General features: G+C 73.2%; 23 protein-coding genes. 10 read left to right on the top strand and 13 right to left on the bottom strand.

Going from position 1 to position 26,300, the window contains the following annotated elements; translation table 11 throughout:
• The first annotated feature begins 30 nt into the window (after positions 1-30).
• Together PUR53_RS27030 and PUR53_RS27025 are read left to right on the top strand one after the other, a co-directional pair.
• A complete protein-coding gene (locus PUR53_RS27030) occupies positions 31-1,335 on the top strand; it encodes a sensor histidine kinase (RefSeq protein WP_329909916.1) in 1,305 nt (434 codons plus the stop codon).
• Complete coding sequence (locus tag PUR53_RS27025) at positions 1,332-1,997, top strand: response regulator transcription factor (RefSeq protein WP_329897776.1); 666 nt, start codon at positions 1,332-1,334, stop codon at positions 1,995-1,997. Before PUR53_RS27030 ends, PUR53_RS27025 begins: the two co-directional genes overlap by 4 nt.
• On the opposite strand, the gene PUR53_RS27020 is transcribed toward PUR53_RS27025, so the two are convergent.
• From PUR53_RS27020 to PUR53_RS27000, 5 genes are all read right to left on the bottom strand, one after another.
• Complete coding sequence (locus PUR53_RS27020) at positions 1,958-2,284, bottom strand: DUF6332 family protein (RefSeq protein WP_329897777.1); 327 nt, start codon at positions 2,282-2,284, stop codon at positions 1,958-1,960. The genes PUR53_RS27025 and PUR53_RS27020 overlap by 40 nt on opposite strands.
• Positions 2,285-2,347: 63 nt before the next feature.
• A complete protein-coding gene (locus tag PUR53_RS27015; RefSeq protein WP_329909915.1) occupies positions 2,348-3,115 on the bottom strand; it encodes a maleylpyruvate isomerase family mycothiol-dependent enzyme in 768 nt (255 codons plus the stop codon).
• 101 nt (positions 3,116-3,216) lie between these two features.
• On the bottom strand, positions 3,217-4,200 hold the full coding sequence (tgmB, locus tag PUR53_RS27010; RefSeq protein ID WP_329897779.1) for an ATP-grasp ribosomal peptide maturase: 984 nt from the start codon (positions 4,198-4,200) through the stop codon (positions 3,217-3,219).
• A 17-nt stretch (positions 4,201-4,217) separates the two neighbouring features.
• Positions 4,218-4,409, bottom strand: a complete 192-nt coding sequence (gene tgmA, locus PUR53_RS27005; RefSeq protein WP_033525738.1) for a putative ATP-grasp-modified RiPP — start codon at positions 4,407-4,409, stop codon at positions 4,218-4,220.
• A 179-nt stretch (positions 4,410-4,588) separates the two neighbouring features.
• Positions 4,589-5,812, bottom strand: a complete 1,224-nt coding sequence (locus tag PUR53_RS27000) for an MFS transporter (protein WP_443080366.1) — start codon at positions 5,810-5,812, stop codon at positions 4,589-4,591.
• Between the two features lie 676 nt (positions 5,813-6,488).
• Here PUR53_RS27000 and PUR53_RS26995 point away from each other — a divergent pair.
• Positions 6,489-7,466, top strand: coding sequence for a hypothetical protein (locus PUR53_RS26995; protein ID WP_329909914.1), 978 nt, complete (start codon positions 6,489-6,491; stop codon positions 7,464-7,466).
• 314 nt (positions 7,467-7,780) lie between these two features.
• On the opposite strand, the gene PUR53_RS26990 is transcribed toward PUR53_RS26995, so the two are convergent.
• Complete coding sequence (locus PUR53_RS26990) at positions 7,781-10,075, bottom strand: heavy metal translocating P-type ATPase (protein WP_329909912.1); 2,295 nt, start codon at positions 10,073-10,075, stop codon at positions 7,781-7,783.
• Between the two features lie 181 nt (positions 10,076-10,256).
• Between PUR53_RS26990 and PUR53_RS26985 the strand changes: the two genes are divergently transcribed.
• Positions 10,257-11,225: a hypothetical protein gene (locus tag PUR53_RS26985; RefSeq protein WP_329909910.1), complete on the top strand. Its 969-nt coding sequence runs from the start codon at positions 10,257-10,259 to the stop codon at positions 11,223-11,225.
• Between the two features lie 18 nt (positions 11,226-11,243).
• On the opposite strand, the gene PUR53_RS26980 is transcribed toward PUR53_RS26985, so the two are convergent.
• On the bottom strand, positions 11,244-12,743 hold the full coding sequence (locus PUR53_RS26980; protein ID WP_329897783.1) for an amidase: 1,500 nt from the start codon (positions 12,741-12,743) through the stop codon (positions 11,244-11,246).
• Positions 12,740-14,071 carry an Nramp family divalent metal transporter gene (locus PUR53_RS26975; protein ID WP_329897852.1) on the bottom strand — a complete coding sequence of 444 codons (1,332 nt, stop codon included), beginning with the start codon at positions 14,069-14,071 and terminating at the stop codon, positions 12,740-12,742. Before PUR53_RS26975 ends, PUR53_RS26980 begins: the two co-directional genes overlap by 4 nt.
• Before the next feature lie 185 nt (positions 14,072-14,256).
• Here PUR53_RS26975 and PUR53_RS26970 point away from each other — a divergent pair, with 185 nt between their 5' ends.
• A complete protein-coding gene (locus tag PUR53_RS26970; RefSeq protein ID WP_329897784.1) occupies positions 14,257-15,261 on the top strand; it encodes an Lrp/AsnC family transcriptional regulator in 1,005 nt (334 codons plus the stop codon).
• A 32-nt stretch (positions 15,262-15,293) separates the two neighbouring features.
• Here PUR53_RS26970 and PUR53_RS26965 read toward each other — a convergent pair whose 3' ends face one another.
• Positions 15,294-16,073, bottom strand: coding sequence for a DeoR/GlpR family DNA-binding transcription regulator (locus PUR53_RS26965; protein WP_329897785.1), 780 nt, complete (start codon positions 16,071-16,073; stop codon positions 15,294-15,296).
• Between the two features lie 90 nt (positions 16,074-16,163).
• On the opposite strand from PUR53_RS26965, the gene PUR53_RS26960 reads away from it, so the two are divergent.
• The 3 genes from PUR53_RS26960 (at position 16,164) to PUR53_RS26950 (ending at position 18,856) form a co-directional block, all read left to right on the top strand.
• Positions 16,164-17,054: an SIS domain-containing protein gene (locus PUR53_RS26960; protein ID WP_329909908.1), complete on the top strand. Its 891-nt coding sequence runs from the start codon at positions 16,164-16,166 to the stop codon at positions 17,052-17,054.
• Positions 17,055-17,087: 33 nt separating this feature from the next.
• Positions 17,088-17,960: a class II fructose-bisphosphate aldolase gene (locus PUR53_RS26955; protein WP_329897787.1), complete on the top strand. Its 873-nt coding sequence runs from the start codon at positions 17,088-17,090 to the stop codon at positions 17,958-17,960.
• A 98-nt stretch (positions 17,961-18,058) separates the two neighbouring features.
• On the top strand, positions 18,059-18,856 hold the full coding sequence (locus PUR53_RS26950; protein ID WP_329909906.1) for an AraC family transcriptional regulator: 798 nt from the start codon (positions 18,059-18,061) through the stop codon (positions 18,854-18,856).
• On the opposite strand, the gene PUR53_RS26945 is transcribed toward PUR53_RS26950, so the two are convergent.
• The gene (locus PUR53_RS26945) at positions 18,843-20,003 is read right to left on the bottom strand and encodes a methyltransferase (protein WP_329909904.1); all 1,161 of its coding nucleotides are present in this window, start codon (positions 20,001-20,003) and stop codon (positions 18,843-18,845) included. The genes PUR53_RS26950 and PUR53_RS26945 overlap by 14 nt on opposite strands.
• A 139-nt stretch (positions 20,004-20,142) precedes the next feature.
• Between PUR53_RS26945 and PUR53_RS26940 the strand changes: the two genes are divergently transcribed.
• Positions 20,143-20,799 carry an alpha-ketoglutarate-dependent dioxygenase AlkB family protein gene (locus tag PUR53_RS26940; RefSeq protein WP_329897790.1) on the top strand — a complete coding sequence of 219 codons (657 nt, stop codon included), beginning with the start codon at positions 20,143-20,145 and terminating at the stop codon, positions 20,797-20,799.
• Between the two features lie 51 nt (positions 20,800-20,850).
• A complete protein-coding gene (locus PUR53_RS26935; protein ID WP_329897791.1) occupies positions 20,851-22,092 on the top strand; it encodes an ROK family protein in 1,242 nt (413 codons plus the stop codon).
• Positions 22,093-22,098: 6 nt separating this feature from the next.
• On the opposite strand, the gene PUR53_RS26930 is transcribed toward PUR53_RS26935, so the two are convergent.
• Genes PUR53_RS26930 through PUR53_RS26920 form a run of 3 tightly spaced genes read right to left on the bottom strand, consistent with a single transcriptional unit; the run spans position 22,099 to position 26,226 of the window.
• The gene (locus PUR53_RS26930) at positions 22,099-22,533 is read right to left on the bottom strand and encodes a GtrA family protein (RefSeq protein WP_329897792.1); all 435 of its coding nucleotides are present in this window, start codon (positions 22,531-22,533) and stop codon (positions 22,099-22,101) included.
• Positions 22,533-23,510, bottom strand: coding sequence for a glycosyltransferase family 2 protein (locus PUR53_RS26925; RefSeq protein ID WP_329909903.1), 978 nt, complete (start codon positions 23,508-23,510; stop codon positions 22,533-22,535). The genes PUR53_RS26930 and PUR53_RS26925 overlap by 1 nt, the downstream gene beginning before the upstream one ends.
• A 22-nt stretch (positions 23,511-23,532) precedes the next feature.
• A complete protein-coding gene (locus tag PUR53_RS26920) occupies positions 23,533-26,226 on the bottom strand; it encodes a YfhO family protein (RefSeq protein ID WP_329909901.1) in 2,694 nt (897 codons plus the stop codon).
• Between the last annotated feature and the right edge of the window lie 74 nt (positions 26,227-26,300).

Below are 26,300 nucleotides of genomic sequence, written 5' to 3'. Positions count from 1 at the left end.
GCCCCGTGGGCGGCGTCTAGCGTGGCCGGTATGGCGGAGCGGGGTGCGGAGGCGGCAGGCCTCCCGGCACCGGACGCCCACCCCGTGCGGAGTGGGCCGTCGGGCTGGGGCGGACCGGCGTGGCGGCGATGGCACAGGGGCGGGCCCCCGTGGTGGAACCGGGCGGACGGCGACGAGGCGCGCTCCCGCCGGCCCTGGCGCTCCACGCTGGCGCTCACCGTCGTCGTCATGGTCGGCTCGAACGCGGCCGCCGAGCTCCAGCAGGACGAACGCGCCGCGCTCGACCCCTTCGCGCGCGTCCTGCTGCTGGTGGGCGCCCTCCTGCTGCTGTGGCGGTGGCGGCACCCGGTGCTCGTCGCCTTCGGGACGTCCGCGACCGCCATGGTGTACCTCGGGGCCGGATATCCGTACGGACCGGTGTTCGTCACCGTGGCCGTCGGCTGCTTCAGCGCGATCGTCGCGGGGCACCGCCGGGCCGCCTGGGCGGCGATGGGGGCCCTCTGGGTGGGGCACGTGCTGGTGGCGCACTGGCTGTACCGGTGGCTGCCGCCGGACGGGGACGGCGCCGCGAGCTGGGGACAGGAGATCGTCGTCGTGACCTGGGGCGTGGCGATCGTCGCGCTCTCCGAGCCGGCCCGGACCCGGCGCGAGCAGTGGGCCCGGGAACGGACCGAACGGGCCCGTGCCGCACGCCTGCGGGCCGACGAGGAACGGCTGCGGATCGCCCGTGAGCTGCACGACGTCCTCGCCCACAGCATCTCGGTGATCAACGTCCAGGCGGGCGTCGGCCTGGCGCTCCTCGACTCCGACCCGGAACAGGCTCGCACCGCGCTCAGCACCATCAAGGCGGCGAGCAAGGAGGCCCTGGGCGAGGTCCGCCAGGTGCTCGACACGCTCCGGACCCCCGGGGACGCCCCGCGCGCCCCGGCCCCGGGCCTCGACCGGCTCCCCGAACTCGTCGAGCAGGCGGCCGGCGCGGGCCTCACCGTCACCGTCGAGGGGGAGCGGCCCGATGTGCCTCCGGGGGCCGACCTCGCCGCCTTCCGCATCGTCCAGGAGGCCCTCACCAACGTCGTACGGCACTCGGGATCGCGCCACGCCCGGGTGGGCCTCGACCTCGACCGCGCCGGTTGTGAACTGCGGCTGCGGATCGACGACGACGGACCCGCGACCTCCGCCGACGCGGGCGGCGGAGGCAACGGACTCGTCGGGATGCGGGAGCGGGCCGCCGCGCTCGGTGGCACGATCGAGGCGGGCCCGCGCGCCGACGGGGGGTTCCGGGTGCTCGCCGTACTGCCGGTGCGGGCGTCCCGTGAGGTCGAGGAGGACCGGTGATCCGCGTACTGCTGGCCGACGACCAGGCCCTGGTGAGGGCCGGGTTCAGGGCGTTGCTCGACGCGCAGCCCGACATCGGCGTGGCCGGGGAGGCCGCTGACGGCGAAGAGGCACTGCGCGGGGTGCGTGAACTCCGCCCCGACGTCGTCCTGATGGACATCCGCATGCCCCTGCTCGACGGCCTCGCCGCGACGCGGCGCATCACCGAGGACCCGGCCCTCGCACAGGTGAAGGTCGTCATGCTGACCACCTTCGAACTCGACGAGTACGTCTTCGAGGCGATCCGTTCCGGCGCGTCGGGATTCCTGGTCAAGGACACCGAGCCGGAGGAACTCCTGCGCGCGGTACGGGCGGTGGTCGAGGGCGACGCGCTGCTGTCGCCCGGTGTGACCCGACGGCTGATCGCCGAGTTCGCCGCCCGTTCCAAGGAACCCTCCGCCCTCTCCTCGCTCGACGGACTGACCGAGCGGGAACGGGAGGTGATGGCACTGGTCGGCATCGGTCTGACCAACGAGGAGATCGCCCGTCGGCTCGTCGTCAGCCCGCTCACGGCCAAGACACACGTCAGCCGCACGATGGTGAAGCTGGGCGCCCGCGACCGCGCCCAACTCGTCGTCCTGGCCTACGAGTCCGGCTTGGTGCGGCCGGGCTGGCTGGGCTGAGCCGCGCCGCCCGGTCCGCCGGGCGGCGCGGGAGCCTCGCGGCCCGCTCGTAAGGCGTGCCTGAAGCGGGTCAGCACGATCGTGACGACCACGACGAACACCACCACGGTGGTGGAGGCCGCGAGGTGGCGGAGCAGGTCCGACCGGCCGCGCAGGGAGCCGAAGACGTCCGGCAGGAACTCGGTCACGCCGAAGTAGGCCGCGCCCGCCATCATCGCCCCCGCGAAGAGCGCGAACCCGATCTCCGTCGTCATCGCGTCCCGTTCGGCCTGCGTCCGTCTCCCCATGGACCGAGTGTGAGGGCGTAGGGCCCGGCGGACAAGAAGGTCGGCGCGCCCGCCGGGTCCGGTTCAGCCGATGCCGGAGGTCTCCCGCCACAGCTCGGCGAGCGCGGGGTCGCCGTCGACGGCGGGGAAGGGGAGCCGGTTCCACAGGGCCAGATACAACTGGGGCGCCGGGCCCGTGATCTCGCAGTCGGCGTCCGGGGCCCGTGACACGTCCGCGCGCTCCGCCACCAGGGGTTCGGCCGACAGCCGTACGGTCCAGGCGGCGTCCGTGTCGGTCGCACGCACCCGGAGGACTCGTGGCGTCGCGGTGCGCACCCGGCTGTTGGGGCGGGCGTGGAAGCCGAGCAGCAGTTCGTCGATGCCGTCGACGGCGAAGTCCACGGCGAGGCTCGTGCTGAAGTCCGGTACGGGGAAGCCGGGGGCGTTGCCGAGTGCGGACTCCGCGTCGACGCGGTGCACGGCCGTCTCGTGGGCCTGGCGGCGTGCCCAGAAATCGAGGGGGGACGGGGCGGGCAGGAAGCTCCAGCAGTCGAGGTCGGCGGGGGCGGCGCGCAGGGTGTCGAGGAGGCGCCGGTGACCGTCCTCGAACCAGGTCAGCAGGGAGTCACCGTCCAGGTCTTCCGACACGTCCGCGGGCGGCCGGGGCGAGGGGTGTCCCTCGGCGACGAAGGCCGTGGCCCAGCGGTGCACCGCTCCCGTGTGGCGGAGCAGGTCCCGTACCCGCCACGACGGACAGGTCGGCACCTCGGCGTCCGTACCGGCCTTCCGGGCGGCCGTGGCGAGCAGCCGGCCTTCCTCGTCCAGGGCTCTGATGTGTTCAGCGGTTTCCATGGGAGGAGTCTGCCGGACGAGGACGCTCGGAACGTCCGCCGAAGGCGGCGCGCCCGCCCTGGCCGGGGCGGGCGCTCGGGGCACGTCTGAGTGGCGGGGTGTCAGGGGGTCGCGCGGATCCGGTCGGGGTGGCGTGTTCTCGCCCCCGGCCCCTCCTCGGCCAGCCACTCGGCGACGCTGTGGGCGATCGGCTGGCCGGTGTCCATCTCCACGAACCCGAACTGTCCTGACTGGTTGCACTCCAGGAACCACCAGATCCCGTCCGCGTCCTCCGCGAAGTCGAAGGCGCCGTAGGAGAGTTCGGCGTCCCGCAGATAGGCGCGCACGGCGGCGGCGGTGCGTGCCGGGACCTCCACCGGCTGCCAGGGCGCGGTGGAGGGGGCGAAGCGGACGTCGACCTCGTCGGGGTGCGCGTCCGGGGCGACCGCCTTGCGGGCGGCCAGCATGCGGTCACCCACGGCGGTGAGCCTGATGTCCGCCGCCTTGGCGATCCGGCGCTGCAACAGCGTGGGGCCGAACGCCACGGCGGTGAAGTCGGTGCCGGGCGCGACGCGGCTCGTGGGGACCGTGCGGGCCGGCTCCTGCGGGTGGGTGCCGGAGACCGGCTTCACCACCAGGTCCGGGAAGCGCTCGGCGAACTCGCGGGCGGCCTGCGGGAACGTGGTGATGAGCGTGGCCGGTACGGGGAGCCCGCAGCGTTGGGCGTGCCGGAGCTGCCACGGCTTGTGGCGGGCCCGCCGCGCCGCGTCGGGGTCGTTCATCCAACGGGCCCCCGTGGCGCGCAGCATGCCGTACAGGGCCTGCGAGGACTCCTCGGTCAGCCAGGCGGACGGCTCGCCCACCCGGCTGGCCGGGACCCCCGGCCGGCGGAGCCAGATGGAGCGCAGTCCCCTCATGCTCACCAGGCGCCCGCCGGCGGACAGGTGCCCGCGGAAGGCGCCGTGCACGTACTCGCCGGAGAGAGCCACCCCGCCGGGGAGGTCGGCGGGGTCGAGGCGCACCACCGGGACACCGGTCCCGTTCAGCCGGGCCACCACCAGGTCCGCCGTCACGTCCTGTTCGCTGGTGAGGATCAGCACCGTCATCGTCGTTCGGTCCGCGTTCAGTCGTCGAAATGGGTCTTCGAACCCGCGGTGGACGTCGTCGCCCCCAATTCGCGCATTAGTCCCTGGTCGTGAGCGGCTATCCGCCCATCGGCGAGCACGTTCAACTGCAGCCCGGAGTCGTAGGTGTACGGAGCGCTGAACTCCAACTGCTCAGCGGAGCGAGCGTAGTTGAGCACGAACAGTCGCATCGTTTCTCCTTGTTCGGGACCATCCGGAAAAGCGGATGGTGACGCTCCGGCCGTCCTCTGTTCGGCCGGGTCGCAGTGTCTCCAGGGAGTTATACGAAGCGAACGACTGAATGGTTGCCTCATGTTCTCGGAGGGCTGACTTCATGCACCGCGAGGGGTCAAGAGGCAACGGTGAGTGGTCATTTCGCGGCCGAGTGGCGCGTGGCGAAGGCGATGATGGAGGCGAACGCGGCGAGTACCGCGACGCTGGTGAGTGCGGTGGGCAGGGAGAACCACTCGGCCATGAAACCGATCGCCGGCGGGCCGAGGAGCATCCCGAGATAGCCGAGCGTGGAGGCGGTCGCGACACCGCTCGGGCCGGCCAGTGCGCCGGCCCGTTCGATGGCCACCGGGAAGATGTTGGCGAGGCCCAGCCCGGTGACCGCGAAACCGAGCAGGGTCGCCCAGACCGAGGGGGCGAGCGAGCCGAGGAGCATGCCGGCCGTCGCGGTGGTCCCGCCGGCCACGAGCACCGTGGTCCTGCCCAGGCGTTCGAGCAGAGTCGTTCCGGTCAGTCGGCCGATCGTCATGGCGAGCGCGAAACACGAGTAACCGATCGCCGCGACACCGGGTGAGGCGTTCAGGTCCGCCTCCAGGTGCAGGGCGCCCCAGTCCGCCAGCGCCCCCTCGCCGTACGCCGTACAGCCGGCGATCAGTCCGAGGACGACCACCAGGGCGCGCGTACGGCCGTCCAGGCGGCCGGAGCCCTGTGGGCCGGCCTCCCGGGCGGGGCGCGCGGCGGTGCGGTCGAGGGGCGGCGGGGGCTCGTGGCGCAGCAGGGCGGGCGCGGCGACGGCCGTCACCAGGAGGCCGATCAGGGTGATGCCGAGCAGATGGCGGGTCGGGGAGAGCGAGCCCGCGACGAGGCCGCCGAGCCCGGCCCCGACCATGCCGCCGAGACTGAACGCGGCGTGGAACCCGGGCATGATGGGCCGCCCCAGCGCGGCCACCAGGTCCACGGCCGCGCTGTTGAAGGCCACGTTGATCCCGCCGAAGGCCGCGCCGAACACCAGGAGCACGGCGCCCAGGGCGAGTGCCGAGTGGGTCAGTGGGGGCAGGGCCACGCTGAGGGAGAGCAGCACGGCGCAGGCGACGGTGACCGGGTGGCTGCCGAAGCGGCGGCAGAGGCGGCCGGTCAGCATCATCGTGACCACCGCTCCGGCGGACACGCCCAGCAGGGCGAGCCCCAGGGCGCTGGGCGAGGCGCCGGTCTGCTCCTTGATCGCGGGGATCCTGACCACCCAGCCGGCGAAGACGAAGCCGTCGAGGGCGAAGAAGGCGGTGATGGCGATACGGAGGGTGCGGAGGTGCGAGGGGTCGGTGGGGTCGCCCGGCACGGCGTTGTGCGATCGGGTTTTGTTTATTCGCGGCACAAAATCAGGCTAGGTGGGGGGCGTGGCTGGGGCAAGGTGCGCTGTGGGGGCGAGGCGGAGGCTGGGGGCGGTGGCCGGGGGCCGGTCTGTGGCCCGGGGGTGGAGGCGGGGGGCGGGTCTGCGGCCCGAGGTGGTGGCCGGAGGGTGAGGTGGGCCAGGAACGGGCCGGGGGTGAGGCGGGCCTGGAACGGGCCGGGGGTGAGGCGGGCCTGGAACGGGCCAGGGGGCGCCGGCGCCGATGCGCGGCTGATCACCCGGCGGCACGGGGGCTGCTGCCGTACCACCCCCGGCGTCTGCCCCTCCGCACGCGTCTGCCCTTCTGTACGCGTCTGCCCCCACCGACCCCTCGTGTCGGTCTCCCGTCGTGTCCGCGCAAGGCCCCCCACCTGCGGCTCACCGGACGCCTCCGCCCGGGCCGAGCCCGGTGCCGTACGCCGAGCACGCCACCCGGGCGGCAGTCCACGAGGCGGCCCACGCCGTCCGCCATGAAGGTGCGCCATGGGCGTGCCCCGACCCGATCGGGCTCCAGCGAGGCCCCGACCGGCCGCATGCCGTGCGCCGTGCGGGCGAACGCCCGGCCCTGACTCCCGCCGCCGTCGACGGACGCGCCGTCATGGTCGTGGGGCGCCGCCACCGAGGCGTCCAGACCCCGCCCGAGGAGAGACCGATGCCCCGTCTTCGCCCGTTGCCCGTCGTCTCGGCGGTCACCGCCGCCGTCGCCCTGCTGGCCGCGGCACCCCCGCCGGACGGGGAGCCGACCGTGTCCCGTCCGCGGGTCGTCGCCCACTTCGACATCACCCGCGGCCAGACACCGGAGAACATCGCCCTCGAACCCGACGGCTCCGCCGACCTGACCTTCTCGGCCGCCCGTCAGGTCGCCCACGTCACCAAGCAGGGGCACACCCGTGTCCTCGCCACCCTGCCCGCCGAGCCGAACCCGCGGACGCCCCTGGTCGGCGACGACGTCGTCCTCGGCATCGCCCGCGCCCACGACGGCACGTTCTACGTCACCTACGCCACCGGCACCCGCAAGACGGGCGTCTGGCGTGTCACCCCCGGCGGGACGCCCCGGCAGATCGCCCAACTGCCGCCGAACGGGCTGCCCAACGCCATCGGCCTCGACGAGCGCCGAGGCGTGCTCTACGTCGCCGACTCGGTGCTGGGCACCGTCTGGCGCGTCCCGCAGGGGGGCGGCACGCCCACGGCGTGGGCCACGGGCGCCGCCCTCCGGCCGCTGTCCGCCTCGGAGGGCGGCTTCGGTGTCGGCGCGAACGGACTCAAGGTCCACGACGGCGCCGTATGGGTCTCCAACACCGACCGGCGGACCCTGCTGCGCGTCCCCGTCCGTCGGGACGGCTCGGCGGGCAGGATCGAGACCAGGGCGACGGGACTCGCCGGAGTCGACGACTTCGCCTTCACCGGGCACGGCGACACCGTTCTCGCCGCTCTGATCTTCAGCAACGAGGTTGCCCTCGTCCGCCCGGACGGCACCCACACCGTCGTCCTCACCCAGGACGACGGGCTCTCCAACCCCACCTCCGTGGCCGTGCGCCACCGGACGGTCTACGTCCCGAGCGGTGCCTTCTTCACCATGCGGGACCCGAACCTGCTGCTCGCCCGCCTCGGCGATCGTCACGCTCAGTGATCGCTCACGTCGAATTCGATCAACGCTCCTGACGGCTTTCCGGCGACCGGAGTCTGGAATTCGCCAAGAGCGCCGGGTATTCAAAGGTGATCTCCCGAGCGTGGCCTCTGTGATTTACGGCACAGTTCCGGGATTTCCGCCCCGGATGAAGCGGAGCCAGCAATTTCGCCGGTGTTTTTGTCGAACGGTCGCGGGCGCCGGGGTGAATCGCTCCGCGACCCCGCCGGGCACGGCCTCGGTGAATTGACGAAGGTCGCGAATTCACCGAGGCCGGGAGGCCGGCCGGAACGGCACCCCGGCCCGGGTCGGCTGATTCAGCCGGCCGACCGGAACGTCCGCAGGCGCAGGGAGTTGCCCACGACGAAGACCGACGAGAAGGCCATGGCCGCCCCCGCGATCATCGGGTTGAGGAGACCGGCCGCCGCGAGCGGCAGGGCGGCCACGTTGTAGGCGAAGGCCCAGAACAGGTTGGACCGGATGGTGCCGAGGGTCCGGCGGGCGAGGCGGATGGCGTCGGCCGCCGCGCGCAGGTCGCCCCGGACGAGGGTCAGATCGCTCGCCTCGATCGCGGCGTCCGTGCCCGTGCCCATCGCCAGCCCCAGGTCGGCCTGCGCGAGGGCGGCCGCGTCGTTGACGCCGTCGCCGACCATCGCGACCGAACGGCCCTCGCCCTGAAGGCACTCGACGACCGCGACCTTGTCCTGCGGCAGCACCTCCGCGATCACGTCCCCCGGCGCGATCCCGACCTCACGGGCGACGGACTCCGCCACGGCCCGGTTGTCCCCCGTCAGCAGGATCGGGTTGAGGCCGAGCGCGCGCAGCCGTGCGATCGCCTCGGCGCTGGTCTCCTTCACCGCGTCGGCCACTTCGAGGACCGCGCGGACCTCGCCGTCCCAGGCGACCACGACGGCCGTGCGGCCGGAGGTCTCGGCCCGTTCCATCGCCCGCCGCAGGTCCGTCGGCGGTTCCATGGCCCAGTCGGCGAGGAGCCGTTCGCGGCCGACGAGGACCGCGTGACCGTCGACGACACCCTGTACTCCGAGGCCGGGCACGTTCGCGAAGTCCTCCGGGGTGGGCAGCGAGCCGAGCCGGGCCAGGGCGCCCTCGGCGACGGCACGGGCGACCGGGTGCTCGGAGGCGTGCTCCACCGCGCCCGCCAGGCGCAGCACATCGGCCTCGTCGGTGCCGTTGGCGGGGTGCACGGCCAGCAGGGTCATCCGGCCGGTGGTGACGGTGCCGGTCTTGTCGAGGACGACGGTGTCGACCCCGCGCGTGGACTCCAGCACCTCCGGACCCTTGATCAGGATGCCCAGCTGGGCGCCGCGCCCGGTGCCGACCAGCAGCGCGGTCGGCGTGGCAAGGCCCAGGGCGCAGGGGCAGGCGATGATCAGTACGGCGACGGCGGCGGTGAACGCGGCCGTGAGCCCGGCGCCGTTGCCGAGCCAGAAGCCGAGGGTGCCCAGGGCGAGGGCGATCACGATCGGCACGAACACGGCGGAGATCCGGTCCGCGAGCCGCTGGGCCGAGGCCTTCCCGTTCTGCGCGTCCTCCACCAGCCGCGCCATCCGGGCCAGTTGCGTGTCGGCGCCGATCCTGGTGGCCTCGACGACCAGACGCCCGCCCGCGTTCACGGTGGCACCGGTGACCGAGTCGCCGACCGCGACCTCCACGGGCACGGACTCGCCGGTCAGCATGGACGTGTCCACGGCGGAGGAGCCCTCGACGACGGTCCCGTCGGTGGCGATCTTCTCGCCCGGACGCACCAGGAAGCGGTCGCCGACCCGCAACTCGCCGACGGGAACCGTGCGTTCGCCGCCCTCCCGGCTGAGCACGGTGACGTCCTTCGCGCCCAGCTCCAGCAGTGCCCGCAGGGCCGCGCCCGCCTTCCGCTTGGAGCGGGCCTCGAAGTACCGCCCGGCGAGGATGAAGGCGGTCACCCCGGCCGCCGCCTCCAGGTAGATGGAGCCGGCGCCGTCACCCCGGACGATGGTCAGCTCGAAGGGGTGCGTCATGCCCGGTGTGCCCGCGGTGCCGAGGAACAGCGCCCACAGCGACCAGCCGAAGGCGGCCAGGGTGCCGACGGAGATGAGGGTGTCCATGGTGGCGGCCCCGTGCCGGGCGTTCGTCCAGGCGGCGCGGTGGAAGGGCCACCCCGCGTACGTCACCACGGGCGCCGCCAGCGTCAGGGACAGCCACTGCCAGTACTCGAACTGCAACGCGGGGATCATGGCCATCGCCACGACGGGGACGGCCAGGACCACCGCGGTGGTCAGGCGCTGCCGGAGCGGCCGCAGCTCGACGTCCGCCGAGTCGTCGGGTCCGTCCTTGCCGTCCGTGCCGTCGGGCTCGGTCCGGGCGGGTGGTGCGGGTGGGGCGGGCTCGCGTGCCGTGTAGCCGGTCGCCTCCACGGTGGCGATCAGGTCCCCCACCGAGACCTCGTCGGTGTAGCTGACCCGGGCCTTCTCGGTGGCGTAGTTGACCGTCGCGGTGACGCCCTCCATACGGTTCAGCTTCTTCTCGACGCGGGCGGCACAGGAGGCGCAGGTCATACCGCCGATGGCGAGCTCCACCTCCGTGGCGGTTCCGGTCCCGGTGCTGATGACGGTCATGGCTGCTCCCTCGTACGGCGTGGGCGGCGATCTCCAAGGATACGGGGTGGGGGTATCCTGAGGTTCTACTTCCTGTATACCCCTCAGGGGTATCGAGGGCAAGCTGCCCACAGTGCTTGACACCATACCCCCCAGGGGTATGGTGAGCTCTGTGGAGACCCGGACCTCGAAGGAGACGGCCATGAACACCGGACTGAGGATCACCGCCTTCGCCGCCGCGCTGGCCGCGACGTTCGGCACCGCCTACGGCGTGGGCAAGGGCGTCGAACCCGTCGTGACGGACACCGCGAAGAGCGAGCCCGCGCGCCACGACGACCACACCGAGGAGTCACCGGACCGGTCACCGGATCCCGGCGAGGGCGCGGGCGCACACGCGTCCGCCCCGGCCGGCGGACTGCAGATCTCCGAGGGCGGCTACACCCTCGACCTGCGCACCCCGAGCGTCACCGCCGGGGACCGCGCCGAGCTGCGCTTCGTCATCCGGGACGCGGAGGGACGCGCCGTCACCGCGTACCAGCGCGAGCACGACAAGGAACTCCACCTCATCGTCGCCTCACGCGACCTGGTCACCTACCGCCATCTGCACCCCACCCGTGCCGCCGACGGCACCTGGAGCACCCCCGTCGACCTGCCCGAGGCGGGCGGCTACCGCGTCTTCGCCGACTTCACCCCGACAGGCGAGGACGCCGAGAACCTCACCCTCGGCGCCGACCTCGGGGCCTCGGGGACGTACAAGCCGAACAAGCTCCCGGCACCGAGCGACACCGCCGAGGTCAACGGCTACGACGTCGAACTGGACGGCGGCCTGCGCCCGGGCGCCGCGAGCGAACTGAAGCTGAAGGTCTCCCGCGACGGCCGGCCCGTCACCGACCTCCAGCCCTACCTCGGCGCGTACGGCCACCTGGTCGCCCTGCGCTCCGGCGACCTCGCCTACCTGCACGTCCACCCGAACGGCGAGCCCGGCGACGGCACGACCGAGCCCGGCCCCGAGATCTCCTTCACGGCCACCGCCCCCAGCGCCGGCACCTACCGGCTCTTCCTGGACTTCAAGCACGAGGGCAAGGTCCACACGGCGGCGTTCACGGTCGACGCCGGGGAAGCGGCCGCACCGAATCCGGCGGAGGAACCCCCGGCCGACCACACGCACTGACGGCGGCGTGCCCGGCACTCAGCCGGCGGCCGTCACCACCGGAGGCCGCCGCTCCCCGACCCGCGTCGCCCGCTCGAACGCGTACCCGGCCTTCAGGACCGACCAGTCCCGCCGGTGCGGGCCCACGAGCTGCAGCCCGACGGGCAGTCCCCCCGGAGTGAACCCGGCCGGCACGGACAGGGCCGGGCAGCCCGTGACGGAGATCAGATACGCCGAGCGCATCCAGTCGAGATAGGTCTCCATCGGGGTGCCGTCCACGACCGTCGGGTACGCCAGCCCGATGTCGAAGGGCGCGACCTGACTGACCGGCAGCAACAGCAGGTCGTACCGCTCGAAGAACTCGCGCACCCGGTGGTAGAGCGCGCCGTGCAGCGCCTGGGCCCGCCCGAGGTCCGGGCCGCCGAGCCTGCGGCCCTCCTCGATGTTCCAGATCACGTCCGGGGCGAGCCGGTCGCGGTGCTCGTCCAGCAGCGCCCCGTAGGAGAGCTCCACCTGCCAGGCCCGCTGGGCGAGGAACACCTCGTCCGCGCCGCGGAGGTCCGGGCAGGCCTCCTCGACCTCGCAGCCCAGCGCGGCGAACACCTCCGGCGCCGGCCGCAGCGCCTCCCGTACCTCCGGGTCGACGGGCACGGCCCCACCTAGATCGGGCGAGTAGGCGACCCGCAACCCCCGTACATCGCCGTCGAGTTGCCAGGCGAAGGTGGCACCGGGCGTCTGGAGGGAGCGCGGATCGCGGGGATCCGGGCCCGCCAGCACCGACAGGGCCAGCGCGACGTCCGCCACGGTCCGGGCCATCGGCCCCTTCACCGACAGCTGTCCCCAGGGCGCCCTGTCGGGCCAGGACGGCACCCGGCCCGGCGACGGGCGCAGCCCGACGACGTTGTTGAAGGAGGCCGGGTTGCGCAGCGAGCCGCCGGTGTCGCTGCCGTCCGCGATGGGCTGCATCCCGCACGCCAGGGCCGCCCCCGCCCCGCCGCTGCTGCCGCCCGCGCTGCGGGAGAGGTCGTAGGGGTTGCGGGTGGCCCCGAAGACGGGGTTGACGGTGTGCGAACCCAGGCCCAGTTCGGGGACGTTGGTCTTCCCGAGCGTGATCGCGCCCGCCTTCCGCAGCCGCTCGACGACCAGATGATCCTGGTCGGGCACCCGCTCGGCGAAGATCGGTGAGCCGGACGTCGTCCGGATGCCCGCCGTGTCGTGCAGATCCTTGTGCGCGACGGGCAGCCCGTGCAGCGGACCGACCGGCTCACCGGCCGCCAGCCGGTCGTCCGCCTCGGACGCCTGCTCCAGAGCCCGGTCGGCCACCAGCGTCACGATCGCGTTCACCGCGGGATCGACCCGCTCGATCCGCTCCAGATGGGCCGTCATCACCTCCCGCGCCGAGATCTCGCGCCGGGCCAGCGCCACGGCGAGCTCGTACGCGGTCCGGAAGCACAGGTCCTCCGACGGCTCCGCGTCGCCCGTCGGGTTCACGGGGTACTTGTCGGAATGCTCGACGAGATGACGCACGAGGTGGTTCACGCCCCTCCCAGGGACTCCTTGAGCTGGACGACCGCGAGCACTCCGAAGAGCACGAACGAGCCGCCCAGCAGCGTGTTCGACATGGTCCGGTTGCGCAGCGCCGGCTCCACGCTCCGGCGGTTGAGCAGCACCAGCAGCGCGCCGGAGAGCAGCGGCAGGATCAGCGAGCCGACGGCGGCGTAGGTGAGCACCAGGGACACCGGCCGGCCCAGGAAAATGACGGCGACCGAGGTGACGGCGCAGTAGAGGACGAACAGGCGGAACGGACGGCCGTGCTGCGCGATGTGCGGCTCCGCCTCGGCGTCCGGGACGCCCCGCAGCGCACGCAGCGAGTCGGCGAGCAGGTAGCACAGGCCGTTGAAGCCGCCGACCAGCGCGCTCAGCGTCACCAGGAAGAACGTGCCCAGGAACAGCACCCGGGCCACCGACCCCAGATCGGCGCCGAGCGGATCGGCGAGCGCGGCCAGCCCCTCGCCGCCGGTGATGCTGCCGCCCGTGCCGTACAGCAGGCCCGTGCCCACCACCGTCGTACAGAACACGAACAGCAGCGTGACGCCGTAGCTCACCGCCGAGTCCGTCCGCATCAGCCGCAGCCGGCTCCCGTCCGCCCAGCCCTTCTCCCGCACCCAGTAGCTGTACGACGCGATCCCGGCCGTCCCGCCCACGCCGCCGATGAGCGCCAGCACCGTCACCACGTCACCCGCCGGCAGCCTCGGGCGCAGGGTGCCGAGCAGGCCGGGCACATCGTCGGCGGTGGCGAGCGTGGCCACCGCCAGGACGGCCATGCCGAGGAACTTGGCGAGCAGGAAGACGCTCATCACCCGCTCGAACACCGCGTACCGCCCGAGGTACACGATCGCCGCCGCCGCGAGCGCGACGGCGACGGCGACGGGCCTGACGGGCAGCACGGGGAACAGCGTGGACAGCGCCAGGGACGCCACCGAGCCGAGCGCCGCCCCGTACAGCAGCCCGATGACCAGCACGAAGAGCATGAACGCCGCCGGGAGCCAGCGGGCGGCCGACTTCAGGCCGGCGATCACCGTCTGCCCGGTGGCCAGGTACAGCCGGCCCACCGCCTCGGTCAGCGCGTACTTCAGGACGACACCGATGACGATGGCCCACATCAGCGCCATGCCGTACCCGGCCGCGCCCGCGAGCGACGTCACCATGTCCCCGGCACCCACACTGGCGGCCGCCAGCACCAGACCGGGACCCAGCAGAGCCGGGCGGACCCGCCGGGCCCGCGGCGGGCGGAGCGGCACCGGCGGGGCGGCGTCGGCCGCAGGGGAACGCGGAGGACTGCCGGGAGTCACGGTCACGTCGACCATCTCCGTAGATCGGGGAGTCACGGGAGTCATGGGTGCGCGCTGCGCGTGCGGGCCTCAGGGGACGAGGCGCGGTCTCGCACGGCGGGGAGACCGTGCGATTCCGCTTCACGGCAGGCTGGGCCACGGCGACGGAAGGGAACAAGAAGCCCTGCGGAGTTGACGGAATCCGCCATACTCTGGGGCCGATGGACGCACCGCGGACCGGCCCCGTGACGGATTCACTGGACCGGCGCATCATCAGCGCGCTGCAGATCGACGGCCGGGCCGCCTGGCACCGCATCGCGGCGGCCCTCGGCGAGCCCGAACGCACCGTCGCCCGCCGCGGCACCCGCCTCCTGGAGTCGGGCCTCGTGCGGATCGGGGCGATGGCGATGCGGGGCCGCAGTGTGGTCGTCGGCGTCCGCTGCGCCCCCGGCCGGGCCCGGATCACCGCCACCGCGCTGGCCCGCAGGCCCGACTGCGTCTTCGCCCACGTCCTCACCGGAACCCCGGACTGCCTCGCGGAACTGCGCTGGCCCCGCGAACGGCTCGCGGGACTGGTGCTGGACGAACTCGCCGGTCTGCCGGGCGTGGAGGAGACCCGCACCCTGGCCGTGCTGCGTCACGTCCGCACCATCCGTGAGTGGCACGCGGGCCTCCTCACCGAGGCCGAGATCACCGCCCTGAAGGGCTCCGACCACGCCGACGCCGCGTCGGCCCCGGTCACCGATCCGCTGCCGGCCGGCGAGACACCCCCCGAACTCTCGCGCGCCGACCGCCTGTTGCTGCACGCGCTCGCCGACGACGGGCGCCGCACCTACGACGAACTCGCGCGCGTCTCGGGGGTGTCGGAGGCCACCGCGAGACGACGCCTCGGCGCGCTACGGCGCGAGGGCAAGGTCCGCATCCGCGCCGTCATCGAACCCGCCGTGCTCGGACTGCCCGTCGAGGCCGTCCTCTGGGTCCGCACACCCCCGGCCCGCGTCGACACCGTGACGGCGGCCCTCGCCGACTCCGCCCACGTCCGCTACGCCAGCTTCGTCACCGGCGCACGCCAACTCCTCGTCCTCACCGCGTTCCCCGACGAGACCGCTCTCCACGACTTCGTCACCCGCTCCCCGTGGCTGACCGACGTGGCGTCGATCGACGTCTCCCTCGTCCTCACCACCCTCAAGCGCGGCGGGATGCCGGCCCCCTGGCTCCAGGACTGACCCGGTGCCGTGGCGGTCGGGAGCGGTGTTCCTCACACGACGAGGACCCGCACCCCGGCCTCCTCGAACCGCCGCACCGTCGCGGGCGCGGCGGCCGCGTCCGTGACCAGCGTGTCCACCGCCTCCGTCGCACAGATCGAGGCGAAGGCCCGCCGCCCCAGCTTGCTGGAGTCGGCCGCGACGACGACCCGCTCGGCACGCTCGCACAGCAGCCGGTTGACGGCGGCCTCCGCCTCGTCGTGCGCGGCGGCGCCATGGGTCACATCGAGCGCGACGACACCGAGCACGGCCACGTCCAGGGTGATCTGGTCCAGCACCCCGTTGGCGAGCGGACCGACCAACTCGTACGACTGGGCACGGGCCACCCCGCCCGTCACCACGATCTTGAACTGGGGGCGCACCGCCAGCTCGCTCGCGATGTTCAGGGCGTTGGTGACGACGGTCAGCGCGGGCGTTCCGGACGCCAGATCGCCCCGCACGGCCAGGGCCCGCGCCACCTCCGTGGTCGTCGTGCCACCGGTCAGGCCCACTGCCTCGCCTGGCGCGACGAGATCCGCCACCGCCTTCGCGACGCGCTGCTTCTCGGTCGCGTGCCGGGCCGTCTTGTAGCGCAGCGGCAGCTCGTAGGAGACGCCGTGCACGACCGCCCCGCCCCGGGTGCGGACGAGCATCTGCTGTTCCGCGAGCCCGTCGAGGTCGCGCCGGATCGTCGCGGCGGACACCCCCACCTCGGCGGCCGCCTCCTCCACGTCCAGCCGCCCCCGTTCGACGAGCAGGGCGAGCAGTGTCTGCCAGCGTTCGTCGCGGGACATCCCGTCTCCTCGTGCTTGAAGATGCGCGAAAGATGACTCTATCTTGCAGAAGTAAGCATGAGCCCTGTGCATCCCGGGGAGGGTTCCCGCATGACCCACGTCGAGGACGAGCTGAACAGCCAGCCCGAGTGCTGGGCCCGCGTCGCGGCCGGCGCGACGGAACACGCCGGGGTCCTGCCGGCGCCGGGGGAGCGGGTGGCGCTCGTCGGCTGCGGAACGTCGTACTTCATGGCGCAGGCCGCCGCCGGCTTGCGCGAGCGAGCCGGGCAGGGGGAGACCGACGCCTTCGCGGCCTCGGAGTTCCCCCACGGGCGGACCTACGACCGTGTCGTCGCCCTCACCCGCTCCGGCACCACCACCGAGGTGCTCGAACTGCTGGGCGCGCTGCGCGGCCGTACCCGGACGACGGCGATCACCGCCGACCCCGACACCCCCGTCATGACGGCCGTGGACGACCTCGTCGTGCTGGACTTCGCCGACGAGAAGTCCGTCGTCCAGACCCGCTTCGCCACCACCGCCCTCACCCTCCTCCGCGCCCACCTCGGCCTGCACACCGAGGCCGTCGTCACCGACGCGCGCGCCGCGTTGGAGGCGCCGCTGCCCGAAGGGCTCGTCGAGAGCGCCCAGTTCACCTTCCTCGGCCGGGGCTGGACCGTGGGCCTCGCCCACGAGGCCGCGCTGAAGATGCGCGAGGCCGCCCTGGCGTGGAGCGAGGCCTACCCGGCGATGGAGTACCGGCACGGACCGATCAGCGTCACCACCCGGTCCACGGCGACCTGGATGCTCGGCGAGGCGCCGGAAGGTCTGGCCGAGCAGGTGCGGGAGACCGGCGCGACCTGGGTCTCCGGCGCGCTCGATCCGCTCGCCGAACTGGTCCGCGCCCAGCGGCTCGCCGTCGCCGTGGCCGCCGCCCGCGGCCTCGACCCCGACCGCCCGCGCCACCTGACACGCTCGGTGATCCTCGACACCGACGCCCGCTGACCGCCCCGGACGACCGCTGAACAAGGAGGAGCCGTGCCCCTGACGACGACCGGTGCGCTGATCACCGGGGCCGCCGCCGCGAGCTCCGCCGTGGCCGCGTTCAACGTCATCACCCTCGAACACGTCGAGGCGATCGTCGCGGGCGCCGAGTCCGCCGCCGCGCCCGTGGTCCTCCAGGTCAGCGAGAACGCCGTCAGGTTCCACGACGGGGACCTGCTTCCGCTGGCCCGCGCCGCGTCCGCCGCCGCCGAGCGGGCGGGAGTGCCCGTCGCGCTCCACCTCGACCACGTCCGCAGCGAGGACCTGCTGCGCAGGGCGGCCGACGCCGGCTTCAGCTCCGTGATGTACGACGCCTCCCGCCTGCCCTACCTGGACAACCTCGCCGCGACCCACGCCGCCGTGGAGTGGGCGCACGGCCAGGGGCTCTGGATCGAGGCCGAGTTGGGGCAGGTCGGCGGCAAGAACGGCGCGTCGCCGCTCGACGCGCACGCCCCCGGCGCCCGTACCGACCCCGAGGAGGCGCGGGCGTTCGTCGCGGACTCGGGCGTGGACGCGCTCGCCGTCGCCATCGGCAGCTCGCACGCGATGACCACCCGCACCGCCGCCCTCGACCACGTCCTGCTGAAGCGGCTGTCCGCCGCCCTGGACGTCCCGCTCGTCCTGCACGGCTCCTCCGGAGTCCCGGACGGCGAACTGCGCGCGGCCGTGGTGGGCGGCATCGCCAAGGTCAACATCGGCACCGCGCTCAACATCGCCCTGACCGGAGCGGTCCGGGAGTACCTCGCCGCCCACCCCGAGGTGGTGGACCCGCGCACCTACCTCACGGCCGGACGGACGGCGATGGTGGAGACGGTGGCCCGGCTGATCGGCGTCCTGCGGACGGAAGGGACCCCGCCGTCCGCGTAGGGCCCGTACGCGTCCGTCCCGCGTGGGAATGTGACCGTCTCGCGATGCACGGCTCCCCGGGGCGAAGTGTGACGCCCGTCACTGATAGTTTTCGTGGCATGCGGGAGACGGAGATCCACCTCGGTGAGCCGCCGGACGTCGCCCTCATCGGCGTCGGCGTGCACGGCGTCGCGAGCCGCACGGACGTCTTCCGGCTGCCGGAGCTGTGGCAGCTGCACCTCTACCAGTACGAGGCCGAACTGACCGTCGACGGCACCGCCCACACCATCCGCCCCGGCCGGGTCAGCCTCGTCCCGCCCGGCACCACCGTCCGCTACCGCTACCGGGGCCGCTCCGAACACCTCTTCGCCCATCTGCGCATCGCCCCGTCCGGAGCGCCCCGCACGGTTCCGGTCGTCCAGGACGCCGGCCCCGAACTGCCCACGCTCACCGGCCTGTTGCTCCAGGCGATGGCGGCCGCCCCGAGCGAGCCGGACCGCACCCGGGCCGAACTGTGGACCGCCCTGTGGCGGGTGGCCCGGCTGACCTCGCCCGTCACGGCCGCCCCCGGACCGCACCGGGCGGTCACCACCGCCATCGCCCACATCGAGGCCCACCTGGCCGCCCCGCTCACCGTCCCGGAGGTGGCACGCGTGGCCGGGGTATCCCACAACCATCTGACCCGGCTGTTCCACGCCGAGACCGGCGGCACCGTCGTCGCGTACATCAGGCGCCGCAGACTCGAACGCGCCCACCATCTGCTGCGCGCCACGACCCTGTCCATCCCGGCCGTGGCCGCCTCCGTCGGCATCCCCGACCTCCAGGCCTTCAACAAGGCCTGCCGCCGGGAACTGGGAGCCTCGCCGCGCGCCCTGCGCGGGGCCACCTTCCCGGCGGGTCTCGCTAACTCCGCCTGACCGCCCTGAGCACCACGAACTTGGCATCGCTCGCGACGAGTTCGCTGTTGCCGAAGATCCGTCGCAGCGTCACGTGATAGCCCAGATGACGGTTGCCCACCACCCAGAGCTCACCACCGGGCCGCAACGCCCGCCGTGCCCCGGTGAACATCCGTCGTGCCGTGGCGTCGGTCGTCGCCTGATGGGAGTGGAACGGCGGGTTGTTCAGGACGAGATCGACACTCCCCGGCGCGAATCCCTCCACCCCGTCACCGACCCGGAACTCGACCGTTGTGCCGGCCTCCGGCAGGTTCGCCCGGTACGTGGCCTCCGCCGAGGCCACCGCCTGGTACGACTCGTCGACGAACATCACCTCGGCGTCCGGATCGGCCAGCGCCACCGCCGTACCGACCACCCCGTTCCCGCACCCCAGATCGACGACCCGCCCGCCGCGCGGGACCTTCGGTAGCTGCCGCAGGAAGAACCTGGTGCCGATGTCGAGCCGGTCGGCACAGAACACACCCGCGTGGTTGACGACCGCGCGTCCCGCGAGGACGCCGATGTCGTCCGGCAGCCGGTAGGTGTACGGCCAGGGGTCGTCCCCCCGGGCCCCGACGGTCTTCGCGTCCGGGGTACAGAAGATCAGCCGTGCCTTCTGCCGGGCGAGCGAGGTGCGGGTCGGGCCGAGGATCCGCTCGAAGAGCCTCAGGGTCGAGGTGTGGATCTCCTTGACCATCCCGGTGCCGATCACGACCGTCCCCTCGTGCACGGCGGGTGCGAGCCGGTGCAGCTGGTCCTCCAGGAGCGCGAGGCTCTTGGGGACGCGTACCAGGAGCACGTCGACGCGGTCCGGGGGCGTGTCCCGGGTGGTGAGCAGCCGGACGGTGTCCGCCTCGACGCCGTTACGTTCCAGGTTGGCCCGCGTCGCCTCCCGGCTCAGGTACGAGTCGGTGATCTGCGTCGGCCGGTGCGCGGCGAGCGCGGTGGTCAGGGCGCCCCAGCGGTCCCCGACGACCACGAGCGTCCCGTCCAGCCGCGTCCCGCTCTCCGCGAGGTGGCGCAGCAGATACGCGTCGGACGCGTCCCAGGCGCGCAGCAGGTCACGGGGGTCCTCGGGAAAACGGGCCAGGGCGTACTCGCCCTCGGGCGCGGTCATACGGTCGCTCATCGTGCGCCCAGGCTAACCGAGCACGGCCCCGGTCCCGGCCGCCGAGCAGCCGCGCGGGACGAGGGGCCCATCGACCCGAGCAGCCCGCGCGGGACGAGGGCCCCTGCGGACACCGAGCGGCGTGCGCGACGATGGTGCCATGGACGCCGAGCTGTTCCCCCGGGACCGGACGGAGATCGCGCCGGGCGCGGTCCACGTGCCGGACTGGCTCGACCCGGAACAGCAGCGGAACCTCCTCGACGCCTGTCGCGTGTGGGCCCGGCCGCCCGCCGGGCTGCGCACGGTCCGCACGCCGGGCGGCGGCACGATGACCGCCCGGCAGGTCTGTCTCGGCCGGCACTGGTACCCGTACGCCTACGCCCGCACCGTCGTCGACGGCGACGGCGCGCCCGTGAAGCCGTTCCCGGACTGGCTCGGGGAGCTGGGCCGGCGCGCGGTCGCGGACACTCTCGGAGCCGGGGCCGCGACGGCCCCGTACGACATCGCCCTGGTCAACTTCTACGACGGCGACGCGCGCATGGGGATGCACCGCGACGGCGACGAGAAGTCGGACGCGCCGGTGGTGTCGCTGAGCCTCGGCGACAGCTGTGTCTTCCGCTTCGGCAACACGCGGACGCGGACGCGGCCGTACGCGGACGTGGAGCTGCGCAGTGGTGATCTCTTCGTGTTCGGCGGGCCGGCACGGTCCGCCTACCACGGGGTGCCCCGGGTGCACCCGGGGACCGCGCCGCCCTGGCTCGGGTTGGCCGGGCGGCTGAACATCACCCTGCGGGTCGGCGGCTTCGACGACGGCTGAGGCTGCTCACGCGGGGTCCGGCGCCGTGCGGATCATGGGAGACTCGCCCTCATGGACGGGAAGGCGGCCCCCAAGGCGGCGGGCGAAGGGACGACGGCACGGGCTCGGCTGGACCGGGGGAGGGGCGCGCTCGGTCCGGCACTGGAACTGGTGCACACCGGCCGGGCCCCGACGAGGGCCGTGCTCACCGCCGAACTGGGCGTCACCCGCGCCACGGCCGGTGCCGTGGCCGCCGAACTGGAGGCGCTGGGGCTGATCCGCGTCGACGCGCACCCGGGCGCCGCCGCCGGTTCCCAGGGCCGGCCCTCCCACCGCCTCGAAGTCGCCGAGGAGGGGCCCGTCGCCCTCGCCGCCCAGGTGCACTCCGACGGCTGGCGGGCCGCGCTGGTCGGGCTCGGCGGGCGGATCGTCGCCACCACGCCCGCCTGCGAGATCGTGGACGCCGACCCGGCGAAGGTGCTCGGCTCGGTCGTCGACGCGGGCGCCGAGCTGCTGGCGGAGACCGGGCGGCGGTGTGTGGGGTCGGGCCTCGCCGTGCCGTCGGCCGTCGCCGAACCGGCGGGCCTGGCACTGAACCCGCTCCACCTGGCCTGGCCGGCAGGGGCACCGGTCCGGGAGATCTTCGCCGAGCGGGTCCGCGCGGCCGGGATCGAGGGGCCCGCGTTCGCGGCGAACGACGTCAACCTCGCCGCCCTCGCCGAACACCGGCACGGTGCCGGGCGCGGCTCCCGCGATCTGCTGTGCGTGGCGACCGGCCACCGGGGCGTCGGCGGCGCGCTGGTCCTCGACGGCCGCCTGCACATGGGCAGTTCGGGGCTGGCCCTTGAGGTCGGCCACCTCACCGTCAACCCCGAGGGCCGGCCCTGCCACTGCGGCAGCCGCGGCTGCCTCGACGTCGAGGCCGACCCGCGCGCCTTCCTCACCGCCGTGGGCCGCGATCCGGGACCCGAGGGTTCGCTGCTGCAACAGGCGAACGAACTGATCCGCACCCAGTACGACGACCCGGGCGTCCGCACGGCCGCCGAGGCCATCATCGACCGCCTCGGCCTGGGGCTCGCCGGCCTCGTGAACATCCTCAACCCCGACCGCATCATCCTCGGCGGCATGCACCGCGCCCTGTTCGACGCCGACCCCGACCGGCTGCGGGCCGTCGTCGCCGAGCGCAGTCTGTGGGGCAGGCAGAGCGGGGTCGCCCCGATCCTGGCCTGCACCCTGGATCACAACAGCCTGGTGGGAGCGGCCGAGCTGGCCTGGCAGCCGGTGCTCGACGACCCGCTGGGCGCGCTGGCCTGACGAGGCTCACCCGGGCCCGGAACCCCGCAGCATGATCGTGCGGGACACCAGGAACGTCACCGGGATCGCCGCCGCGGAGGCGAGAAGGGGCGCGAACCGGTTGCCCGCGTGCAGCACGTCCACGATGACGTACACACCCGCCGTCGTGATCACGAAATTGGTGGCGTTGGTCAGCGGGAACAACAGGAATTTACGCCAGGTCGGACGGGTGCGATAAGTGAATCGCGCGTTCAGGAAGAACGAGCCCGTCATACTCAGGGCGAACGCGAGAATATGTGCGGCAAGATAAGGAAGCCCATTGAGGAACAACAGGTAAAGCCCGTAATAGGTCCCCGTGTTGACCACCCCGACCAGGGCGAAGGTAATGATCTGTCCCGATATGCGCCGCTCCGGCGCCGAGCGGGCCTCAGGGCACGGTTCCGTACGCGTCGCCGTCCCCATCAGTGAATGAGGTCCTTCGTCGTGCCGCACGCGGCGTGCCCCTCCGTCTGTTCCGCATTGGTCGCCTGCACCAGGAAGTGCGGGCGCCCCTTCACCTCGTAGTAGATCCGGCCGGTGTACTCCCCGATCACCCCGAGCATGATCATCTGCACTCCGGCGAGGGCGGTGACGGCCATGACGATGGTGACATAGCCCGGAGTGTCCACGCCGTTGACGAGAGCGTCGCCCACGATCCAGGCCGTGTAGAGCCCCACGCACACCAGCAGGCACAGGCCGAGGTGCAGGGCGGCCCGCAGCGGACGGTTGTTGAAGGAGAGGAGCCCGTCCAGTCCGTAGTTGAGCAGCGACCGGAAGCTCCAGGAGCTGTGGCCGTGTTCGCGCACGGCGTTCTCGTACTCGAAGGTGGTACCGGGGAAACCGACCCAGGCGAAGAGGCCCTTCGAGAAACGGTTGTACTCCGCCAGGTTCAGGACCGCGTCGACCACCCGGCGCGACAGCAGCCGGAAGTCCCCCACGCCGTCGACGAGTTCCACGTCGACGAGCCGGTTGACCAGCCGGTAGTACAGGCGGGCGGTGGCGGTGCGCATCCACCCGTCGCCGGTGCGGTTGCGACGGGCTATCACCTGGTCGTAGCCCTGTTCACGCAGGTCGACCATGCGGCGGATCAGTTCCGGCGGGTGCTGCAGGTCGGCGTCCATGACGATCACGGAATCGCCCGCGGCGTGCCGCAGTCCCGCGAACAGCGCGGCCTCCTTGCCGAAGTTGCGGCTGAACGACACGTACCGGACGCGCGCGTCGAACTCCGCCAGCTGCTTCAGCACGGCGAGCGTGCCGTCCCGGCTGCCGTCGTCGACGTACACGAACTCCATGTCGTGGCCGAGCGGAAGCAGTTCCTCCGCGACTTTCTGGATCTCCTCGTGGAAGCGTGCGAGGACGGCCTCCTCGTCGTAGCAGGGTGCGACGATCGAGATGAGCATGGAAATCCCCCAGGGGTGCGGTTCACTGAGCGGTGGTCACGCGCTCGCGTACGGTCGGGTCGTCGGGTGCGGAGCGGTCGGTGGCGGGCGCCACGGGGACGGGCCTGTCCCGTACCCGGCGGCGGCGGAGCAGGTCAGCTGCCGCCAGCACGAGTACGGCGGTGAGCGAGAGCGCCCCGACCGCCGTGCCGAGGCGCAGTCCGGGCGGATGGAACGTGCAGGTCACGCTGCTGGCCGAGCCGTACAGCGGTACCGCGATCAGGCCGTAGTGGCTCTTGGCGGGCAGGGCGGGCGCGTTGCCGGCGGCACAGCGCCAGCCGGAGATCCGGGGTGCCGCGACGACGGCGATCCCCGTGCTGTGGGCGGGCAGTTCGGCCCGGACGGTGCCGTCCTCGACGCTCACGCTCGTGGCGCCGGTGGCCTTCAGTTCCGCCACGGCGGCGCGCAGCCGCCCAGTGTCCAGGCAGCCGATCGCGCCGTCCGGGACCAGGCTCGTCCGGTTCGGCGACAGCTCGACGCGGAACCGGCCGGAGTCCCCGACCGTGCCCAGCCGCTGCATCGGGGCGATCTTGGTGACGGGCTGGTCGGACCGGAACCGCCCGGTCGGCTCCCCAGCGGGCCCGGCCCCGGAGGCGGCGCCGTCGGCGAGCCGCGCGGTGCCCGACAGGTGCGGCGCCCACAGATACAGCTCGGACCCGGCCGGACAACTGCCCGTGATCGTCGGCTTCTTCGGCGCGCTCGCGTAGGGCAGCGCGCCCACCCGCACCCCCGGCCGCCCGTCGTCGCTCGGCGACGGCGGCTTCCCGGCGGCGGTGCGCACGGTGAACCCGGGCACGGTGTACACCCGCGCGCCCAGCAGCAGTTCCTGGTTGCGGTACGGCGACGGACTGAAACCCGAGAGATCCGTGGGGCCGTCGGCGCGGTCGGTGTGCGGCCGCACCGTGACCAGCGGCGGTACGTCCTGCCGGGTCGCGCTCACCCCGTTGCCGTCCTGCGGGAACCAGTTCTGGTGCGGGTCCGGCGGGGAGTGCACCCGGGCGCCGACGGAGAAGATCGCGTCCGTCACGGCGTTGTCCAGGCTCTGCACATTGCGGCCGCGCGAGGTCCAGCCGTCCCCGAGAGCGGTGAGCGTCCGGCTGAGCACGTCCGAGGTGAGGCTGCTGTAGTACTGGGCGCCCTGCCCGCCCACCAGCAGCGGGTCGTTGCCGACGGTCTGCTCCCGGCCAGGGTCCGTCCGGTACCGGGGCCAGCCGTCCGCCCCCGCGATCGCCGCCGCCTGGTCCCGCTGCCGGGCACCCCAGGGCGCGTAGTCGTCCATGTGCCCGAGCCGCAGCCGGGTGTCGGCGGCGGAGGTGACGGCGGCCTCGCCGAACTGCGTGCACACGAGCAGCGCCACGGCGAGGGCGGCGAGCGGCCTGCCGTTCCTCCGCTTCAGCCCGAGCAGGACCAGCCCGCCGAGCGCGCCGACGGCGGCGAGCAGGGCGAGCGGGAGGGTGAAGGCGCGGGTGGTCCGCTCACTGCCGCTCGCGACCACGAGCACCAGCGCGAGCAGCGCAGCCGCCGCGCCCAGCGCGCGGGGACCGGGAACGCCGTACGACAGGGTGTGCCAGGCGGCGATCACCAGCAGCGCGCAGAGCACGAAGGTCTGACGGTACGAGCTGCCCTGCGGGGTGGCGAAGGCGTGCCACAGCAGATGTGTCGGCCCCCACTGCATCGACAGGGCCACCGCCACGACCAGCAGCGTCCACCCTGCGCGCGGGCGCCACGGGACCGCCCTGTGGAAGGGCAGGGCGAGCGCCAGCAGCAGCGCGGCGGTGCCCACGAACACGGCGGGAGTCCCGTAGCTGTACGTCCCCGGCAGCAGCCGCGCCAGCAGGTCCTCGGTGGGGGCGGGCACGAACTGCCGGACCCGGCCCGGATAGGCGTGCCGGGTGCCGAAGTAGACGACGGTCACCAGGGGCGCGGCCAGACCCATGCCGAGGACGCTGATCAGGGCCGCCCGCCCGGCGGCCCAGAGCCGCTGCCGGCGTGTGAGGTCGCCGAGCCACAGCCGGAGCAGCAGCACCAGGCCGGCGGCGAGCGTGGCCATGTACGCGGTGTAGAAGTTGGCGGTCCAGGCGAGGGCCACGATCAGCACACCGAGGAACGGCCGCCGTCCCCGCCGCGCCCACTCGCCGACCAGGCAGAGCAGCGGCAGGAAGACCAGACCGTCGAGCCACATGGGGTTGTAGACCGCGTCCGCCAGGGTCCAGCCGCACAGCGCGTACGACGAGCCGAGCAGTCCCGCCGCCCACCAGCGCCCCGGACGCAGAGCGAGCAGCAGCCAGGCCATCGCGGCGGCGGCCGACGCCACCTTCAGCAGGGTGACCACGTACACCGCGAGGTCGATCTCGTCGCGCGGGAACACCGCCACGAGCGGGGCGAAGGGACTGCTGAGGTATGTGCCGAGGTCGGGCAGGAAGCTGGAGCCGAAGCCCGACTGCCAGTTGACGTACAGCCCGCCGTCCGCCCTGCCGTGCAGCAGGTCCCACAGGTGCGCGTGGAACGGCACGTACTGGTTGCCGAGGTCGTTGACGCTCCGCGTGCGCGGACCGAAGGGATGGCTGCGGGCCACGATGTCGCCGGCGCAGAGCACGGCGACGGTGAACGCGGCGGCGAGCAGCGCGGCTTTTCCCTGGGGCCGGATCCGCGCCACGGAACGGGTTGTCGGATTCACGCCCTGTTCCTGTCCGCTCGGCACACCGAGTTCCGTTGAACTACCCACTTCATTTTTCTTCGGACCCCCGTTTC

It is taken from the genome of Streptomyces sp. SP18BB07 (assembly GCF_036322545.1).
Lineage (GTDB): Bacteria > Actinomycetota > Actinomycetes > Streptomycetales > Streptomycetaceae > Streptomyces > Streptomyces deccanensis.
This window is presented reverse-complemented; position numbering and strand designations above follow the sequence as displayed.

What these genes read in the sequence shown, in the direction of transcription:
- PUR53_RS27030 (WP_329909916.1), top strand. Translation starts at nt 31, where the DNA reads ATGGCGGAGCGGGGTGCGGAGGCGGCAGGCCTCCCGGCACCGGACGCC.
- PUR53_RS27020 (WP_329897777.1), bottom strand. Translation starts at nt 2,284, where the DNA reads ATGGGGAGACGGACGCAGGCCGAACGGGACGCGATGACGACGGAGATC.
- PUR53_RS27015 (WP_329909915.1), bottom strand. Translation starts at nt 3,115, where the DNA reads ATGGAAACCGCTGAACACATCAGAGCCCTGGACGAGGAAGGCCGGCTG.
- tgmB (WP_329897779.1), bottom strand. Translation starts at nt 4,200, where the DNA reads ATGACGGTGCTGATCCTCACCAGCGAACAGGACGTGACGGCGGACCTG.
- tgmA (WP_033525738.1), bottom strand. Translation starts at nt 4,409, where the DNA reads ATGCGACTGTTCGTGCTCAACTACGCTCGCTCCGCTGAGCAGTTGGAG.
- PUR53_RS26995 (WP_329909914.1), top strand. Translation starts at nt 6,489, where the DNA reads ATGCCCCGTCTTCGCCCGTTGCCCGTCGTCTCGGCGGTCACCGCCGCC.
- PUR53_RS26990 (WP_329909912.1), bottom strand. Translation starts at nt 10,075, where the DNA reads ATGACCGTCATCAGCACCGGGACCGGAACCGCCACGGAGGTGGAGCTC.
- PUR53_RS26985 (WP_329909910.1), top strand. Translation starts at nt 10,257, where the DNA reads ATGAACACCGGACTGAGGATCACCGCCTTCGCCGCCGCGCTGGCCGCG.
- PUR53_RS26975 (WP_329897852.1), bottom strand. Translation starts at nt 14,071, where the DNA reads ATGGTCGACGTGACCGTGACTCCCGGCAGTCCTCCGCGTTCCCCTGCG.
- PUR53_RS26970 (WP_329897784.1), top strand. Translation starts at nt 14,257, where the DNA reads ATGGACGCACCGCGGACCGGCCCCGTGACGGATTCACTGGACCGGCGC.
- PUR53_RS26965 (WP_329897785.1), bottom strand. Translation starts at nt 16,073, where the DNA reads ATGTCCCGCGACGAACGCTGGCAGACACTGCTCGCCCTGCTCGTCGAA.
- PUR53_RS26960 (WP_329909908.1), top strand. Translation starts at nt 16,164, where the DNA reads ATGACCCACGTCGAGGACGAGCTGAACAGCCAGCCCGAGTGCTGGGCC.
- PUR53_RS26950 (WP_329909906.1), top strand. Translation starts at nt 18,059, where the DNA reads ATGCGGGAGACGGAGATCCACCTCGGTGAGCCGCCGGACGTCGCCCTC.
- PUR53_RS26945 (WP_329909904.1), bottom strand. Translation starts at nt 20,003, where the DNA reads ATGAGCGACCGTATGACCGCGCCCGAGGGCGAGTACGCCCTGGCCCGT.
- PUR53_RS26940 (WP_329897790.1), top strand. Translation starts at nt 20,143, where the DNA reads ATGGACGCCGAGCTGTTCCCCCGGGACCGGACGGAGATCGCGCCGGGC.
- PUR53_RS26935 (WP_329897791.1), top strand. Translation starts at nt 20,851, where the DNA reads ATGGACGGGAAGGCGGCCCCCAAGGCGGCGGGCGAAGGGACGACGGCA.
- PUR53_RS26930 (WP_329897792.1), bottom strand. Translation starts at nt 22,533, where the DNA reads ATGGGGACGGCGACGCGTACGGAACCGTGCCCTGAGGCCCGCTCGGCG.
- PUR53_RS26925 (WP_329909903.1), bottom strand. Translation starts at nt 23,510, where the DNA reads ATGCTCATCTCGATCGTCGCACCCTGCTACGACGAGGAGGCCGTCCTC.